This is a genomic window from Sphingopyxis sp., assembly GCF_035565275.1.
In the GTDB taxonomy this organism is placed as follows: Bacteria; Pseudomonadota; Alphaproteobacteria; order Sphingomonadales; family Sphingomonadaceae; genus Sphingopyxis.
Map to the genome: position 1 here is coordinate 23,977 of NZ_DATMST010000162.1, position 16,655 is coordinate 40,631.

Sequence of the window (16,655 nt, forward strand, 5' to 3'; positions counted from 1 at the left end):
CGCGGCTGCGCTAACCGGCGCGGCTGATGACCGAGTCCGCCCCTTCCCTTTTGCCACGCGTTGCGGTCGTGCTGCTCGCCGGCGGTCAGGGAATACGTGCGGGTTTCGATCAGCCAAAGCAGCTGGAATTGCTCGGCGGCAAACCGGTGCTGCGGTGGAGCCTCGACAGCTTCGCGGCGCATCCTGCCATTTCAGGCGGCGTACTCGTGGCGAATAATGACGTCATGACGGCAATCGGCCTGCTGCCGGAACGCTGGATTTCGGCCGATCCCGGCGCTGAACGGCAACAATCGGTCGGCAATGCACTCGCTGCGCTCGCCGAATGGGATGATGAGGCATTCGTGCTTGTCCACGATGCCGCGCGCCCGGGCGTCAGTCCCGAAGTCATCGACCGCTTGCTCGATGCCCTGCAAACCTCTGACGCCGCGATCCCGACATTGCCCGTGCCCGATACGCTTGTCGAACAGGCGCACGACGAAGCTGGCGATGTGGTCGATCGGAGCGTTCTGGCGCGCGTCCAGACACCTCAGGCCTTTCGCTTGGGCATTTTGCGACGCGCGCATGCCGAAGCGGTCGAAGCCGCTGCGACTGACGACGCCCAGCTCGTTCGCCGCCTTGGCATTGCCGTAGCGGCAGTTCCCGGTGACGCACGACTGCATAAACTGACTTATGCCGAGGATATGGCAATCCTTTCGGCGCTTTTGGGAGCGGGCGTCATGATGCGAACCGCGGTCGGCATGGGTTATGACGTCCATCGCCTCGTTGCCGGCAAACCGCTGTGGATCGGCGGGATAGAAATCGCGCATAGTCATGGGCTTAAAGGTCATAGCGACGCCGACGTCGCGCTTCATGCGCTGACCGACGCTATCCTCGGGGCTCTCGCGGATGGCGATATCGGCGATCACTTCCCGCCGAGCGATCCCCAGTGGCGCGGCGCTGCATCGCACCGCTTCCTCCGCTTCGCGGGCGAGCGCGTCATGGCGCGCGGCGGGCGGATCGATCATGTCGACCTGACGATCATCGCCGAAGCACCGAAAATTGGCCCGCATCGGGACGCCATCCGCGCGCGCATTGCCGAAATCCTTGCGATTCCGCTCGGACGGATTAGTGTGAAGGCCACAACGACAGAACGGTTGGGCTTTGCCGGCCGCCGCGAGGGGATAGCGACTCAGGCCGTCGCGACCTTGAAACTTCCGGAGAATTGAACCTTGCAGTCTGTCGAAAAAGCGCGCCTCGCCGCACGCGACGAACTCGCTACGAGTGTCCTCGCCAATAACCGCGCCGCGAGCCGCAAGATCGCCGTTGCCGAAAGCTGCACCGGCGGGATGGTCAGCGCCGCGCTGACCGATATCGCCGGCAGTTCGGATGTCTTCTCGGCGGGTTTCATCACCTATTCGGGACACGCGAAGCAGAGCCAGCTCGACGTCAGCAGCGAAATCATCGAAACCTTCGGCGAAGTGTCGCTTGCGACCGCCTGGGCGATGGCGGCGGGCGCGCTCGCCAACAGCGATGCCGATGTCGCGGTCGCAATCACCGGAATCGCGGGTCCGGGCGGCGGATCGGAGAAAAAGCCGGTGGGCCAGGTCGTCTTCGCACGCGCGCTGCGCGGTCAAAATCCGGACGATTATTTCACCCAGCGGGTGCAGTTTGAATCGACCGATCGCGGCGCCATCCGTCAGGCCGCAACGCTGTTCGCGCTCGATCTGCTTCAGCCCGGGAAGGACGAACTGCGACCTTCGGAGGACATCACCCTTCCCGCGCCGTAAAGTTCGTCGGCGCGAGTTTCGAACGCCGCGATCATCTTTCTCAGCGCTTTGTCGAACATCTGCCCGGCGAGCGCTTCGAAGACACGGCTGCGGAACGAGAAGTCGACCATGAAGTCGACGCGGCATCCGCCGCCCTCGGCTGGCTTGAAATGCCATTCATTGCCGAGATGCTTCATCGGTCCGTCGATATAGCTGACAATCACTTCGTGCGGTCGTTGCTTGTGGACGCGGCACGAGAAGCTTTCGCGCAGCCCCTTGAAGCCCACGATCATATCGGCAACCGCCTCATGCTCGCTATCGCTCCGGAGCCGTAACGCGATCACCCAGGGCAGGAACTCGGGATAGCGCTCGATATCGGTGACGAGAGCGAACATCTGCTCGTCGCTATACGGCAGTACCCGGGTTTCGTGATGCCGTGGCAACGGCCTGTCAGTCCGCCTTGACGCGCGCCAAATGCGCCTCGCGTGCGGCCCGCATCCGTTCAAAATCGTCGCCGGCGTGATAACTCGAGCGCGTCAGCGGCGAGGCCGCAACCTGCAGGAAGCCCTTGGCACGCGCGATCTGCGCATAAGCGTCGAACGCCTGCGGGGTCACGAAGTCGATGACCTTGGCATGTTTCGGCGTTGGCTGCAGATATTGGCCCATCGTCATGAAATCGATGTCGGCGCTGCGCATATCGTCCATTACCTGATGGACCTCCATCCGCTCCTCGCCAAGGCCGAGCATAACGCCCGATTTGGTGAAGATCGACGGATCGCGGCGCTTGACGCTTTCGAGCAGGCGCAGCGACGCATAATAGCGCGCGCCCGGACGGATCGTCGGATAGAGCCGCGGGACGGTTTCAAGGTTGTGGTTGTAAACGTCGGGACGCGCATCGACGATCGCCGCAACCGCGCTTTCGGGTTTGTTGCGGAAGTCCGGCGTCAGGATTTCGATCGTCGTCTGCGGCGTTTCGCGGCGCAGCGCCTGAATGACCTTCACGAACTGGCTCGCACCGCCGTCGGGCAGGTCGTCGCGGTCGACCGAGGTTATAACGATATGGCTGAGCCCCATCTTCGCCGCCGCGATCGCCGTATGCTCGGGCTCGAGCAGGTCAACCGGCCGCGGCATGCCGGTCTTGACGTTGCAGAAGGCGCAGGCGCGTGTGCACGTGTCTCCAAGGATCATCACCGTCGCATGCTTCTTCGTCCAGCATTCGCCGATGTTCGGACACGCCGCTTCCTCGCACACCGTATGCAGGTTGAGCTCGCGCATCAGCTTGCGCGTTTCGGCATAACCGGGGCTGGTCGGCGCCTTGACGCGGATCCAGTCGGGCTTGCGGGCGCGCTGGCTGGGAGTCGATGCGGGTGATGCTGGAGCGTTCATGGGGCTCACATAGTCGTGCACGCGCCTCTTCTCAACCTCTCTACCTATGCTAAGGCGCGTCCATGACTCACTTTGCAGACATGATCGAGGGTTACCGGCGTTTCCGTAACGGCGGTTGGGCGCAGCAACGCGAACGCTGGGGACAGCTTGCCGAGGGCCAATCGCCCAAGGTGATGGTGATCGCCTGCTCGGACAGCCGCTCCGAACCATCCCAGATTTTCGACACCAATCCGGGCGAAATTTTCGTGGTCCGCAATGTTGCGGCGCTGGTGCCACCGTTCGAGACGACGCCCGGACGTCACGGCGTCTCCGCGGCGCTCGAATTCGCCGTCCAGTTCCTGAAGGTCGAGGAAATCGTCGTGATGGGCCACGGCCTGTGCGGCGGCTGCCACGCCGCACTCCACCGATCGATGGAAGGCGCCGAACCGGGGCGCGGCGGCTTCATCGCCGACTGGATCGCGATGCTCGACGACGCCAGCGAACAGGTCCGCCGCGAGCATCAAAGCATCGACAATCGCGATGCCGGACGCGCGATGGAGCAGGCGGCTGTGCGTGTAAGCCTTGACAATCTCAGAACTTTTCCCTGCATTCAGGAAAAGGAACGGCGTGGAACGTTGAAATTGCGCGGCGCGTTTTTCGCGATCGCCGACGGCGTGCTGCATCTGATGGACGAAGCGACGGGAGAGTTTTCTCCCGCTTGAACAGGAGGCGATATGAGCAAGAATGCGATGTGGCTGACGCTTATTTTCGTGGCGGCCATCTTTGGCGCCATGATGGGGCCGACGCTGGCCCGGACGATGTCTCCCGGGACCTTGCTCATTCTGACCGTAATCCTGTTCGGCGGGATTATCGCCTTTTGCATGTGGGCGCTGTCGAGCAACAAGGGCGGCGCAAAGGCCGATACGGCCGCGATCGCCGACGCGCGTGTAATGCGGGCGCCCGAGGGCAAGGCGCGCATCTATGTCACCCGCCGGGGCTTTGTCGCCGCCTTGCAGGGCATGGACGTAACGCTCGACGGCTCAGCCAAGGGGCAGATCAAGTCGGGCCAGATGCTGATGGCCGACGTGGCGCCGGGCGTGCACCATATCCATGTGTCGACCGCCAAGGCAAAGCTCGCGAGGCCAGCCGAACTGGAAATCGAAGTCGGCGCCGGCGGCGTGGTCGTCATCGACGCGATGATCGAGATGGGGGCACTGAAAGGCGGCGTGAAGCTGACACGGTCCGACGCAGCCAAGGCGCGCGACGATGTCCACGCGACCAAGCTGATCCTGTGGGAAGTCGCCCCGGCCTGATCGGCGACGAAGCGAAGCATATCTGCGGGCAAAGGTGAAACCCTGCTGCAACAACGGCGTTAACCGCACGTTCTCCCCAAAAGGAGAAATCGATGGCCCTTCGCCAAACCCTGTCGGCCGCGCCGGCGCTTGCTTCGCGTAGACGTGCTTTTCCCGGCGAAGACGAGTCATACACCAAGGCCCGGAAATCGCTGCTGGCCGAAGAAATCGATCTGCGGCGCAAGATGACGCGGATCGCAGAGCAGCGGCGCCAGCTGCCGCCCGGACCCCTGATGAAGGATTACCGGTTCAAGGACGCGAACGGGAGCGAATTGGGGCTGGCCGATCTGTTCGGCGGGCACGATACGCTGGTCAGCTATTTCTGGATGTACGGCCCCGAGCGCGAGCGCCCTTGCCCGATGTGTACCAACTGGCTGGGATCGGTCGATGGCAACGCCAACGACATCAGGCAACGCGTCGCGTTCAAGGTCTTCGGACGCAGCCCGGTTGAACGGCAAAAGGCGTTCGCGCTGGAACGCGGATGGCAGGCACTCGATTTCCTGCAGGTTATCGGCGACGACTATGTAAAGGATTTCGGCCTGCTCATGCCTGACGGAAGCGAGCTTGCCGCGATCGTCGTCTACAAGCGCGGCAAGGACGGTGTACGCCTGTTCTGGAAAAGCGAGATGACCGCCGAGATGGCCGACCCGGGTCAGGATCCGCGCGACGCGCCCGACATCGCGGCACTCTGGAATATCCTCGACCTCACGCCTTCCGGGCGCGGGACCGACTGGTATCCTTCGCTGGAATATTGAGCAGCGCGGGAATGCCAATTCGAGCGAAACCGTTCACTCGGCTAACAAATAGTCCGCTACGCCATAACAATGGGACGCCTGATAGGCGTTCCGGCCCCGGTTCATATGCGTCAGATTGAATCTTCGGATGGCGCGCAGTACCCGGCTGTTCCCAAGGAATTTGCGGGTCGATGCGGATCCCCGCACAGTGATGCCAAACATATCCGCGCCCCGCGGGAAGAAATGCCCCGCATCTTCGTGGGTCACAACGCAGCCCTGCAGGAATATTTCATCCACATGCTCCGGCTCCGGTGAACCGTCAGTCGTGAAATCCGAAAGATGCACCAGAAATCTCGAGCGGATATCGTCACCGTCCGCATAGAGCGTAAACAGTTCCATCCAGCTCGCGTTGACACGAACCAGCGGCTTGTCGGACGTCGATGGCAGGCACGACACCGACCAATATTCCCGCTCGGTCGTACGGGGCACGGGAATGCAGCTTTGGCCGTAGAGACGGAGGATTTCCGCAACATCCCGAGCTTGTGGGCGACGAAGCAGCTTTTCGACGCGAGCGGCATATCTGCATCGCTGTTCGAGCGATTCCGAACGCGCAGCGGCGTCGGGTAAATCGATCCTGCCCTCAATCCAGTCCTGCTGCCGGTCGAGGTCCAGAAACTGGCGCGGGCCGGTGGCGCCGCGATGTATTTTCATGCTCATGCCCGGTGCCATACCAGATCGGCAGGCCCGTTCCGTCAGGGAATTGCGTAGGTCACATTCGCCTGTCCGACCGGCTTGTCGGCATCGTCGGTCCAGATTCGAATATCCATTACCGCAAGCCGTTTCCCAAGGCGCAGCATATGCGCGTCGGCGAACAGCGGCCCAGGGCGGCAGGGGCGCAGGAACTGGTAATGGAGCGCGCTCGTTACCGCCATTGCCACGGGCCCGATATGCGCGAGAACGAGCGCATAGGCCGCCATGTCGGCGAAACCCATCTGTGTCGGACCGGAAATCAATCCGCCCGGACGCAGCGCCTTGTCGGTCGGGTCCATCCGCGCCTGGATAAGACCCGGTGCGACAGACACAACATGGCCGCGCGATCCCGGTTCGGATTGCGGGAAAGCCGCCGCCAAAAATTCATTGAGCGCGTCCGCATCCATGCGGATTGCGCTTGACGAAATCGGCGGCTGCCCGTCCCCCGTCATCGGGATCAGCGCGTCAGCTTCTTGTACGACGTCGCATGCGGGCGCGTCGCATCGTCGCCGAGGCGGCGGATCTTGTCCTCTTCATAGGATTCGAAATTGCCTTCGAACCATTCGACATGGCTGTCACCCTCGAACGCGAGGATATGCGTCGCGAGGCGATCGAGGAAGAAGCGGTCATGGCTGATCACCACCGCGCAGCCGGCGAAATTCTCGAGCGCCTCTTCAAGCGCCGCGAGCGTTTCGGTGTCGAGATCGTTGGTCGGTTCGTCGAGCAGCAGCACGTTCCCGCCCTGCTTCAGCATCTTCGCCATATGGACGCGGTTGCGTTCGCCGCCCGACAGCTGGCCGACCTTTTTCTGCTGATCGACGCCCTTGAAGTTGAAGGCGCCGACATAGGCGCGCGTCTGCATCTCGTGCTTGCCGATGTTCATCAGCTCGTGCCCGCCCGAGATTTCCTGCCAGACATTGTTGTCGGGTTTCAGATCGTCGCGGCTCTGGTCGACGAAGCCGAGCCGCACCGTGTCGCCAATTGTGATCTTGCCCGCATCGGGCGTTTCCTGCCCTGTGATCAGCTTGAAAAGCGTCGATTTGCCGGCGCCGTTGGGGCCGATCACGCCGACGATACCGCCGGGGGGAAGCGAAAAGGTCAGGTCTTCGAAGAGCAGCTTGTCGCCATAAGCCTTCGAGATGCCTTCGACCTCGATCACCTTGCCGCCGAGGCGTTCGGGAACCTGAATGACGATCTGCGCCTTGCCCGGGATGCGCTTTTCCTGCGCCTCGACAAGCTGGTCGAAGCTCTTGATACGCGCCTTCGACTTGGCCTGACGTGCCTTGGGCGACTGCCGGATCCATTCAAGCTCGTCCTTGATCGCCTTCTGGCGACCGGCGTCCTCGCGCGCTTCCTGTTCGAGGCGCTTGCCCTTCTTTTCGAGATAGGTCGAATAATTGCCTTCGTAGACGAAGTAGCGTCCGCGATCGAGTTCGAGGATCCAGTTCACGACATTGTCGAGGAAGTAGCGATCGTGGGTGACGAGGATGACGTTGCCCGGATAGTCTACGAGATGTTTTTCGAGCCAGGCGACGCTTTCTGCGTCGAGATGGTTGGTCGGTTCGTCGAGGAGCAGGATGGAGGGCTTTTCGAGCAGCAAGCGGGTGAGCGCGATGCGGCGGCGCTCGCCGCCCGACAGGTTTTCGACGCTCCAGTCGCCCGGCGGACAGCGGAGCGCTTCCATCGCGATTTCGAGCTGGTTGTCGAGCGTCCAGCCGTCGACCGCGTCGATCTTTTCCTGCAGCGTGCCCATTTCCTCCATGAGCGCTTCGAAATCGGCGTCTTCGGGCGGGTCGGCCATCAGCGTGCTGATCTCGTTGAACCGCTCCATCATGTCGGCGACGCCCCGGACGCCGTCCATGACATTTTCCTTGACCGTCTTGGTCGGGTCGAGCTCGGGCTCCTGCGCGAGATAGCCGACGGTGATCCCCTCGCCCGGCCAGGCTTCGCCGGTGAATTCGGTGTCGATGCCCGCCATGATCTTCATCAGCGTCGATTTACCCGTGCCGTTCGGACCGACGATGCCGATCTTGGCGTCGGGATAGAATTGCAGGCTCAGATCCTTGAGCGTGGGCTTTTGTGCGCCGGGGTAGGTCTTGGTCAGACCCTTCATCACGAAACTATACTGGGCGGCCATGGAAATGCTCCGAATGCTGGCTGGGCCGCGCGATGCGGCCGGGAAAGATGTTGCGCGCCGGTTAGCGAATGGGCGCCCGCTTGGCAATCGACGCTTGCCCGAAAGCAAAGCGCGCCGCTAGGAAAGCGCGCATGCAGAACATCCGCCCTACCACCCGCCTTGCCGGCATCGCCGCCCTCCTCCTCGCCACCAGCGCATCCGCCTCGACCCCGTCGTCGCCGGGCGCGGTCGACCTCGCGCAACAGGGCGACGATCCCGCTTGGGCGATCACCGAAGCGCTGACGACCGAAATCGGCCCGCGACAGGCAGCCACCGAAGCCGAAGCTGCAGCGCGCCGCTGGGCCGTCGCACGGCTGACCGCCATGGGCTTCCGGAATGTCCGCGAAGAGCCGTTCATGATGCCGACTTGGGTACGCGGAGCCGAAGAAGCCTCGCTGATCGGTCCGTTCGAGCCGCAAAAGCTGCACATCACGGCGCTCGGCACCAGTGCCTCGACCGGCCCCAAGGGGCTGGAGGGCGAAATCGTCTATTTCGCGAGCTATGACGCGCTCGTCGCAGCCCCCGACCAGCTCGTAAAGGGCAAGATTGTGTTCATCGATCATCAGATGAAGGCCGCGCAGGACGGTAGCGGTTATGGCCAATATGGCCGCGCGCGCTTCACCGGACCCAATGTCGCGGCCCGGAAGGGCGCGATTGCAACAGTGATCCGCTCGATCGGGACCGACGGCCATCGTACGCCGCACACCGGCGGCACGAATTTCGAGGCCGGGGTGAAGCCGATCCCCGCGGGCGCGCTCTCCAACCCCGACGCCGACCAGCTCGTCCGCCAGTGGAAGCGCGTGGCAGCGGGCACCGCATCGGGACCGCTGCGGATGAAGTTGCTCCTGACCCCGCAGAACCTCGGGCAACAGCGTTCGGGCAATGTCATCGCCGAAGTGCCGGGCAGCGATCCCGCCGCGAGCCCGGTCATCGTCGCCTGTCATCTCGACAGCTGGGATCTCGGTACCGGCGCGATCGACGATGCGGCGGGATGCGGGATCATCACCGCGGCGGCGAAGCATGTCATGAGCGCGGGCCAGCCACGCCGCACGATCCGCATATTGTGGGCGGGTGCCGAGGAAGTCGGGGTGTTCGGCGGCAAGGCCTATTTCGATGCGCACGGGAAAGAGAAGCATGCCGTCGCGCTCGAATCCGATTTCGGCGCCGACCGCGTCTGGCGGATCGATTTCAAGCTGCCCGACAGCGCCAAGGCGCTTGCCGACCGGATTGCGGCTGCGGTGATGCCGTTCGGGGTGACGCGCGGGAAGCAGCCGGCGAACGGCGGCGCCGACATCGGCGCGCTTGTTCAGGCCGGCGTTCCGGCGGTCGACCTGGCACAGGATGGGACACGATATTTCGACATCCATCACACGCCCGACGACACGCTCGACAAGGTCGATCCCGCGCAATTGCGGCAGAATGTGGTGGTTTGGACGGCCACCTTGGCGATTCTTGCCAACAGTGAAGACGCCGAGTTACCCTGACTGTTACGGAGAAATGACAGATTTCCGCGCACGCCGACCATCTCAATTATTTTTGTTGACGATTCATGCGGAACGGCTAAATCCCGCCGCTCGCGGTACGGGAAGTTTTCCCGGACGCGTTAAGGCATTTTAGGGAGCCCACACATCATGAAGAAGTTTGCTGCTATCGCCGTTGCTGCCAGCATGTTCGCCCTCGCCGCTTGCGGTGAAAAGGCTGCTGAAGAAGCTACCACCGAAGCTCCGGCCGCTGAAGCTGTTGCTGAAGAAGGCGCTGACGCCGCTGCTGCTGGCGCCGAAGCCGCTGCCGCTGGTGCTGACGCCGCTGCTGCCGGCGCCGAAGCTGCTGCTCCGGCCGACGCTGCTGCTGCTCCGACCGCTGCTGCTCCGGCCGACGCCGCTGCTGCTCCGGCCGCTCCGGCTGAAGAAAAGAAGTAAGTCGCAGCCCTTCGGGGCAATGACCGAAACGAAAAAGGGCGGTCTTCCTTCGGGAAGGCCGTCTTTTTTTATGCGCGCCGCTCGCAATTCCTTCTGCCCGCCTTGCTGGGATCATGGAGATATGAGAGACCGTCGGTAGCGAGAGTGGAGAACGCGGCGCGATGGGGAAACCGACTGTCACCAGCCCGGGCAAGCGGCTCATCCTCCTGCTCGATGGCACGTGGAACAGCTCGGAAGACAATACGAGCGTCTGGCGGCTCAGCCAGCTCGTCGCACCGCAGGACGCAGCCGGCATCCCGCAGCTTTGCTACTATACCGCCGGCGTCGGCACGCCGCGCGGCGAGCGCATCCGTGGCGGCGCGCTCGGGTTCGGGCTCGATCGCGACATCATCGGCGCCTATCGCTGGCTGATGGGTCATTATGACCAAGGCGACCAGATATTCCTCTTCGGGTTCAGCCGCGGCGCCTTTACCGCGCGCAGCACCGCCGGAATGATCGCGCGCTGCGGCCTGCTGCGCCCGGGATCGCCGCTTTCGGTCGAGGAACTCTACGAACGCTATCGCCTCGATGCCAAAGCACCATCGTTCGTCGAACTCCACCAGACGAAAGACCTGCCACCGCAAGAAAAGCGGCTGCTACGCCATTCACGGCGCGTTCCGATCAAGATGATCGGCGTTTGGGACACCGTGGGCGCGCTCGGCGTCCCGTTCGGCAATATCCCGGGGGTCAGCCGGCGGCGTTTCGGGTTCCATAACAGCCGGCTCTCGGCAATTTACGAACACGCCTATCACGCGCTTGCGCTCGACGAGCATCGCGCGGCATTCGCGCCGTCGCTGTGGACGCACTTCACGCCCGACACCCCCGACCCGCCGGGGAAGCGCCGCGTCCGGCCGACGATCGTCGAGCAGCGCTGGTTCGCGGGCGCCCACGGCAATGTCGGGGGCGGCATCGCGGGCGATGACATGCCCCAGTTGCCGCTCGCATGGCTGATGGCGAAGGCGGGAGACCTTGGCGTCGCCTTCCGCGGCAAGGTGATACCAACCGGTTATGAGATCGCAGCGCCACTCCACGACAGTTTCAGAAGTTTCCTCAGGGGCTTCTATCGCGTTTTCAAGCTGGGCCGGCGCTTTCATCGCCGCATTGCCGCACCTGCCACTCCGGGTGGCAAGGGAACATGGCTCAGCGCTAATGAAACGATCGACGCCAGCGTTTTCGACCGGTGGCGCAAATTGCCCGGCTACCGTCCGCCCGATCTCGAGCGTTGGGCGGCGGAGATTCGCGTCGACCCTGCCAAACTGCGCGGGACGGTCGACGCAAGGAGCGGCGCGGTGATCGCGCCGCCCGCACCCCACATGCCGCGGCGTGCAACGGAGAAGAAGCAAGGCTGATCAAGCGGGAAATGGTCGGGGAGACAGGATTCGAACCTGCGACATCTTGCTCCCAAAGCAAGCGCGCTACCGGGCTGCGCCACTCCCCGACGCTGCTGCGCCTTAGACAGGCGGCGCGCCCAAGTCTATCCCGCAGATGTCGCGATCAGCCGCGCATAGAAATCGATCATGCGTTTGAAGCTGTCGATCGCCATATGTTCGTTGGTCCCGTGGATCATCGCCGTTTCCTTCAGCGTGAAATGCATCGGCATGAAACGGTACACATCCTCGGAAATGAGTTCCATGCTTCGGCTGTCGGTCGCCGCAACCACCAGATAGGGCGCGACGACGGCGTCGGGAGCGTCGGCGCGCGCGGCGGCGACGACATAGTTCCACCCCCGTGAATTCGAAGAGGATATGCGCGAGGGCTCGTTCGGTGGTTTGACCCAGCTGAGTTCGACGGGCGCGTCGCCGACCGCCGCTTTCGCGCGCGCCATGATGTCAGCCGAACGGTTCCACGGCGCGATGCGGTAGTTGATCAGGGCGCTGGCCGATTGCGGCAACACATTCTCTTTCGGGCTCCCCTGGAGCATCGTCGGCGCGATGGTCGTGTGAAAAGCCGCGGCCGACGATGGCGAAGACGAAAGCTGGTCCTTGAGGACACGCCCGAGCAGCCACTGGTTCGCGACCGCCATCTTGGTTGCGCCGCCCTTATGCGCCGCCAGCGCTTCGACCATCGCTGCGCCGGGGCCGCGCATCTCGATCGGGAACGGATTTTCGGTGATCGCGAGTACCGCGCGTGCCAGCGTCGTCACGCCGGTCTCGGCAGGCGGCATCGAGCTGTGGCCTCCAGGCGCGTTTGCGGTGACCTTGAGCGTCGCATACCCCTTTTCGGCGACACCGATCAAAATTGCGGGACCGTTGATCACCGGCGTATCGCGCAGCACGACGCTGCCCTCGTCGAGCGTGAACAGCGCGCGGACACCCTCGGCTTTCAGTTTCGCCGCCGCCGCGACCGCGCCCGAACCACCGGCTTCCTCGTCGTGCCCCGACACCAGATAGATGCCGCGTTTCGGCCGGAAGCCATTCTTCGCCAGCGCCTCGATCGCCTCGAACAGCCCGATGAGCGAGCCCTTGTCGTCAACCGTACCGCGACCCCACACCGCCTTTTCGGCGATCGTTCCGGCAAAGGGCGGATATTTCCAGTCGCCTTCGGTACCTTCGGTTACCGGTACGACATCCTGGTGCGCCATGACGATGATCGGCGCGAGCGCGGCGTCGCTGCCGGGCCAATGATAGATGAGCGTCCGGTTCGGCAGGATTGTGCGCGTCATGGCACGATGCGTTTCGGGATAGGTCGCGGCAAGCCAGGCGTGCAGCCGGTCCCATTCGGCTATCTCGTTCTCCGCCGGATCCTGATGCGATATCGTTTTGATCTGCGCTGCTGCGCTCAGATGACCGACCGCGGCGTCCAGATCATAAGCCGGCGCCGCCGCCAGCCGGACGTTGCTGCCATCGGCAATATCCTTCGGCGCAAAGGTAGCGGTGCGGACCGCCACCGCCCCTGCTACTACCGCGACGATCGCAAGACCGCCAAGCAAGATCGTCCGCCGCTTCCCCATTTCCCTCTCCTTCTGCGGCGCGCACTGGACCGTGATCGGTTGCAATTTGCAAGGGAAATGCTTCGCGAAGATTATCGGAAAAATGGTGGGCCCGGCAGGACTCGAACCCGCAACCTAGCCGTTATGAGCGGCCAGCTCTAACCATTGAGCTACAGGCCCCCCTTCGAAACCCGGCGGGGGTGTGCGGGCGATAGCGGAGCGCGCGCCGCGTTGGCAAGCGCCAACGCTCAGGCGGCGGATTTCCCTTCGGCTATGGCCAATATTCCGGCCTCCGTGGTCGCCTCGATACCGCGCCGCGCGAGATGATCGAGCACCACGTCCCACCAGCGATAAAAGCGCTCGAGGTCAGCCGTGCTGCGCACATAGGGTGTGTTGCCGGGCTGCAGTGAGGGCGAATGAAAGGAGAAATTCAGCACAGGAAGGCGCAAATCGATTGCGATATCGATCGCCTTGCATGCCCGCTCGGCCGGAATACCCTCGGGCGTCAATGCTATCCGCTCGACAAGGCCAAAGCGGGCCAGCGCCGCCCCCGCGTGCGTGCCGGTCCTCGCGATACGGTGATAGACGGATCGTCCCGCGCCGCCCAGCAAGCCACCGAAAACGGTCGTGAGCGGCATTTCCACCACCGCGCCCTGCGGCGTCTCGACCCACCAGGGATTGAGCGGCGCGTCGCGATAATCGGGGCCATGGCCTCCGCGATAATCGAAGCCCGCACGAACCGACGTGTCGCAGCGAAAACCCAGTTCCGCGAGCATCGCGGCGGTTTCACCACCCAGACCATAGCGTCCGGCGCGATATACGGTCGGCGCTATACCGAACCGGTCGCGAATGGCATCGCGGAGCGCCGTCATCTTGGCTAGCTGCAGGGCGGCGGGCAGGTTTCCGGTATAGCTGTTCCGGTCACCGACCTCCTCGTCATGCGGCGGCGTGACCCAGGGATGCAGCTGCGCGCCGACCTCGCAGCGCCCGGCCGCCTGGGCAGCGCCAAGAATTTCGACCGCACGATCATCGGCAACGATCGGCCAGTCTACCAGATAAGCGGGGCACACTCCGGCGCGTTCGAAATAGCCTTGGCATTCGGCAAGCGCGGGAACCGATGCGAGACGATAGCCGGTGCGGGCGAAGGGCGCCGTCCAGTCGAAATCTTCCTCGGTATCGATCGTCACCCAGAAATGCGGACGCTCGCCCGCTTTCAGCGTGATCAGGTTCGATGCAGACGGATATGCAAAGAAATTGCCCGCAGGCTGCACCATGCCCCCCTTGCCCCGACGGAGCTACTCGCCCTGCTGGGCTTCCAGCTCGACTTCGGCTTTCGAGGTGGCGGAGGGCAGGTGCAAGGTCAAGGCGTTATGACCGATATCGAGCCGTCCCCCGGCGCTGCGGGCAAGGCTGTCGACGAGCCTCAGCGAGAAACCGAGACTGAGCACCGCCGCGCCGGGCGCCTCGCCCTCGGGGCTGAACCCCGGATCGAGGAGGTCCGCGGCGGTGGCGAAGCGGATCGTTGCGGGCCGGACGATGCGCAACTGCAACATGTCGTCATGCTGCGATTCGGTCACCAGTTGTCCCACCAGGATCGCCCCCGGTTCGGATACATCGATCAGTGCGGTGAGCAGGCGGCCGACCATGCGCCGCGCATTGACGTCGCTCGCCAGCCCCAGGAACGGCCCGCCGACTCGCGAAATGCTGAGGTCGACGCGCTGATCGGCCAGAAGTCCGGCCAGATCGCTTTCGACCTGCGTCACCACCGCACCGATGTCGGCGACTTCACCCGACGGCTGCACCATGGGTGTCGAGCCGCTTCGTGCCGCCGTTTCGAGGTCGTCGATGATCGCCTGCACCGACGCGGCATCGGCTACGATCTTTTCGGCCATCGCACGATAGCCATGGCTGACCGGGCCGAACATTTGCCCGGAGATGATCTGGGCGAAACCCGAAATCGCGTTGAGCGGACTGCGCAGTTCGTGAATCAGCTGACGGATCGAATCGCCCGAATCCTGGGCTGCGGGCCCGCCATAGGGTGTCTCGTTGCGAAGCGGGCGGCGGGCGTTCGCGCGGTAACCGCGGAACTGGCCGGTCGCCGGGTCGAACCAGGGCAGAGCGGAAAATCGCCATTCGCCAGCTTCTGCAGGCGCTCCTTCAAGGATCATTCGGGCATTGATGATTTCAGCGCGCTGACGAAAGGCGCCGGCAGCGATGCCGTCGGTGCCCGGCTCACCACCAAAGGCTGCCTCGGCGATCGACAGGCCGATCACAGCACCGCGTGTTACGCCGTCGACCCAGTGGATCACCCCGTCGGGGCCCGTTTCGAACTGGAAAGCCTCGCGTGGTGCGCGCGCCGCCGCCGGTTGGCCGCGTGTCGACTGATATTTGTCGATGCGGCGGACAAGTTCGCTGATCTGGCTTGGCGTGTTCTCGGCCCCGGCCTCGGCCTCGGCCTGCGCCGCGACGTCGGTGACAGGCGCCGGCACAGGTGTTTCCCCGGTCACAGCCACCAGGGGCTGCGGAAGCGCGACCGACGCGCTGCCGAGACTGGCCAGCGCGCGATAGACGCCGTGCGGCAGATCGGTGCGCCCGGCTAGCACCGAGCGCGCCATCGCACTGGTTGCCGGCAGCATCGCGAGCCAGTCGGCCTCGGCCAGTCGCGCATCGCGCAGCATGATCGCCGAAACCGCCGGAACATCATTGGCGTAAAGTGCCACCAGCGGGGCAAATCGGCCGTGCCGCGCGATCGCCCGGGCGCAGTCGCGGCGCACGGATTCGGGGACCCGTGGCCGCAATACGGCAAGCGCATGCAAGCTGCGCCGAATATCGCCTTCGGCCAGTTGATTACCGCGCTGGGCCAGAATATCGGAGAGCTGCCGCCACGCCGCAATACTCGCGCGGTGGTCCGCAGGCGCTTGGCGCAAGATGGTCGCGATCATCGAGTCAGCAGTCACGCGAAGCCAGCCCCACACCCTGTATCGTTGGTTACCGTATGCTTACCGGCTAGCGTGAATCATGCGGTCATGAAAGTGCCTTAACTCTCCACGTCACATTGTGGGACAATTGCAATCGCCTGAAATAATATTATGATCATCGCAGTTTTGGAAAGCGGATGTTTCAATGATGGCGAGTCAGAAATTCGATCAGATTGATTTGCAGATACTGGGCGAGCTGCAGAAAAACGGGCGGATGACGAATGTCGAACTGGCACAGATGGTGGGATTGACGGCACCGCCGTGCCTCCGCCGCGTTCGCGCGCTGGAGGAAACGGGGGTCATCCGGTCCTATCATGCCGACCTCGACCCTGCGAAACTCGGTTACGGGATCACGGTTTTTGCTATGGTCAGCCTGCGCAGCCAGGCCGAATCCGACCTGAAGGCGTTCGAGGACTATGTCGGCGGACTCGCCGAGGTGCGCGAGTGCTATATGCTCAACGGCGAGATCGACTTTCTGCTCAAGGTTGTCGCACGCGACCTGCAGAGCTTCCAGTCCTTCCTGACCGCACACCTCACCTCGGCCCCCAACGTTACCAGCGTGAAGACATCGCTGACGATTCGCACGGCCAAGCAGCTTGCTGGCATCCCGGTCGAGCCCTGAACCGCCCCGCATCCGCCAAAGAAAGGGCGCCGTTCCGGTCTGGAAC

17 protein-coding genes and 2 tRNA genes are annotated in these 16,655 nt (G+C 63.5%); 9 read left to right on the forward strand and 10 right to left on the reverse strand.

Going from position 1 to position 16,655, the window contains the following annotated elements; genetic code table 11:
- The first annotated feature begins 26 nt into the window (after nt 1-26).
- Both VN047_RS11180 and VN047_RS11185 read left to right on the forward strand, forming a co-directional pair.
- On the forward strand, nt 27-1,205 hold the full coding sequence (locus VN047_RS11180) for a bifunctional 2-C-methyl-D-erythritol 4-phosphate cytidylyltransferase/2-C-methyl-D-erythritol 2,4-cyclodiphosphate synthase (protein WP_325542657.1): 1,179 nt from the start codon (nt 27-29) through the stop codon (nt 1,203-1,205).
- A gap of 3 nt (nt 1,206-1,208) precedes the next feature.
- Complete coding sequence (locus VN047_RS11185; RefSeq protein WP_325542659.1) at nt 1,209-1,766, forward strand: CinA family protein; 558 nt, start codon at nt 1,209-1,211, stop codon at nt 1,764-1,766.
- Here the strand turns inward: VN047_RS11185 and VN047_RS11190 are convergent.
- Both VN047_RS11190 and lipA read right to left on the reverse strand, forming a co-directional pair.
- Nucleotides 1,709-2,188, reverse strand: coding sequence for a type II toxin-antitoxin system RatA family toxin (locus VN047_RS11190; RefSeq protein WP_325542661.1), 480 nt, complete (start codon nt 2,186-2,188; stop codon nt 1,709-1,711). The two genes, VN047_RS11185 and VN047_RS11190, sit on opposite strands and share 58 nt — an antisense overlap.
- A gap of 7 nt (nt 2,189-2,195) precedes the next feature.
- Nucleotides 2,196-3,131, reverse strand: a complete 936-nt coding sequence (gene lipA, locus VN047_RS11195) for a lipoyl synthase (protein ID WP_325542663.1) — start codon at nt 3,129-3,131, stop codon at nt 2,196-2,198.
- A 62-nt stretch (nt 3,132-3,193) separates the two neighbouring features.
- Between lipA and VN047_RS11200 the strand changes: the two genes are divergently transcribed.
- The 3 genes from VN047_RS11200 to VN047_RS11210 all read left to right on the forward strand — a co-directional run bounded on the left by VN047_RS11200 (nt 3,194) and on the right by VN047_RS11210 (nt 5,217).
- Nucleotides 3,194-3,832: a carbonic anhydrase gene (locus VN047_RS11200; protein WP_325542665.1), complete on the forward strand. Its 639-nt coding sequence runs from the start codon at nt 3,194-3,196 to the stop codon at nt 3,830-3,832.
- Nucleotides 3,833-3,844: 12 nt separating this feature from the next.
- Entirely contained in the window at nt 3,845-4,423 is a 579-nt protein-coding gene (locus VN047_RS11205) for a DUF2846 domain-containing protein (RefSeq protein WP_325542667.1), read from the forward strand.
- A 92-nt stretch (nt 4,424-4,515) separates the two neighbouring features.
- Nucleotides 4,516-5,217, forward strand: a complete 702-nt coding sequence (locus tag VN047_RS11210; protein WP_325542669.1) for a DUF899 family protein — start codon at nt 4,516-4,518, stop codon at nt 5,215-5,217.
- Between the two features lie 33 nt (nt 5,218-5,250).
- On the opposite strand, the gene VN047_RS11215 is transcribed toward VN047_RS11210, so the two are convergent.
- The 3 genes from VN047_RS11215 to ettA are packed head-to-tail and all read right to left on the reverse strand — an operon-like array spanning nt 5,251 to nt 8,083.
- Nucleotides 5,251-5,913, reverse strand: coding sequence for a hypothetical protein (locus VN047_RS11215; RefSeq protein ID WP_325542671.1), 663 nt, complete (start codon nt 5,911-5,913; stop codon nt 5,251-5,253).
- A 35-nt stretch (nt 5,914-5,948) separates the two neighbouring features.
- On the reverse strand, nt 5,949-6,353 hold the full coding sequence (locus tag VN047_RS11220) for a PaaI family thioesterase (protein WP_325542673.1): 405 nt from the start codon (nt 6,351-6,353) through the stop codon (nt 5,949-5,951).
- A 50-nt stretch (nt 6,354-6,403) separates the two neighbouring features.
- Nucleotides 6,404-8,083: an energy-dependent translational throttle protein EttA gene (ettA, locus tag VN047_RS11225; RefSeq protein WP_325542675.1), complete on the reverse strand. Its 1,680-nt coding sequence runs from the start codon at nt 8,081-8,083 to the stop codon at nt 6,404-6,406.
- 131 nt (nt 8,084-8,214) lie between these two features.
- Between ettA and VN047_RS11230 the strand changes: the two genes are divergently transcribed.
- From VN047_RS11230 to VN047_RS11240, 3 genes are all read left to right on the forward strand, one after another.
- Nucleotides 8,215-9,606 carry a M20/M25/M40 family metallo-hydrolase gene (locus tag VN047_RS11230; RefSeq protein ID WP_325542677.1) on the forward strand — a complete coding sequence of 464 codons (1,392 nt, stop codon included), beginning with the start codon at nt 8,215-8,217 and terminating at the stop codon, nt 9,604-9,606.
- A 205-nt stretch (nt 9,607-9,811) separates the two neighbouring features.
- The gene (locus VN047_RS11235; RefSeq protein WP_325542679.1) at nt 9,812-10,180 is read left to right on the forward strand and encodes a hypothetical protein; all 369 of its coding nucleotides are present in this window, start codon (nt 9,812-9,814) and stop codon (nt 10,178-10,180) included.
- 22 nt (nt 10,181-10,202) lie between these two features.
- The gene (locus VN047_RS11240; protein WP_325542681.1) at nt 10,203-11,429 is read left to right on the forward strand and encodes a DUF2235 domain-containing protein; all 1,227 of its coding nucleotides are present in this window, start codon (nt 10,203-10,205) and stop codon (nt 11,427-11,429) included.
- Nucleotides 11,430-11,441: 12 nt separating this feature from the next.
- On the opposite strand, the gene VN047_RS11245 is transcribed toward VN047_RS11240, so the two are convergent.
- From VN047_RS11245 to VN047_RS11265, 5 genes are all read right to left on the reverse strand, one after another.
- Nucleotides 11,442-11,518, reverse strand: a tRNA-Pro gene (locus VN047_RS11245).
- Between the two features lie 36 nt (nt 11,519-11,554).
- Nucleotides 11,555-13,030: a M20 family peptidase gene (locus VN047_RS11250; protein ID WP_325542682.1), complete on the reverse strand. Its 1,476-nt coding sequence runs from the start codon at nt 13,028-13,030 to the stop codon at nt 11,555-11,557.
- Nucleotides 13,031-13,113: 83 nt separating this feature from the next.
- A tRNA-Ile gene (locus VN047_RS11255) sits at nt 13,114-13,189 on the reverse strand.
- Nucleotides 13,190-13,257: 68 nt separating this feature from the next.
- Nucleotides 13,258-14,283, reverse strand: a complete 1,026-nt coding sequence (locus VN047_RS11260) for a polysaccharide deacetylase family protein (protein WP_325542684.1) — start codon at nt 14,281-14,283, stop codon at nt 13,258-13,260.
- 21 nt (nt 14,284-14,304) lie between these two features.
- Nucleotides 14,305-15,783 (reverse strand): sensor histidine kinase, encoded by a 1,479-nt coding sequence (locus tag VN047_RS11265; protein WP_325542686.1) that lies wholly within the window; start codon nt 15,781-15,783, stop codon nt 14,305-14,307.
- A gap of 352 nt (nt 15,784-16,135) precedes the next feature.
- On the opposite strand from VN047_RS11265, the gene VN047_RS11270 reads away from it, so the two are divergent.
- Nucleotides 16,136-16,609, forward strand: a complete 474-nt coding sequence (locus VN047_RS11270; RefSeq protein ID WP_325542696.1) for an Lrp/AsnC family transcriptional regulator — start codon at nt 16,136-16,138, stop codon at nt 16,607-16,609.
- Nucleotides 16,610-16,655 lie beyond the last annotated feature (46 nt).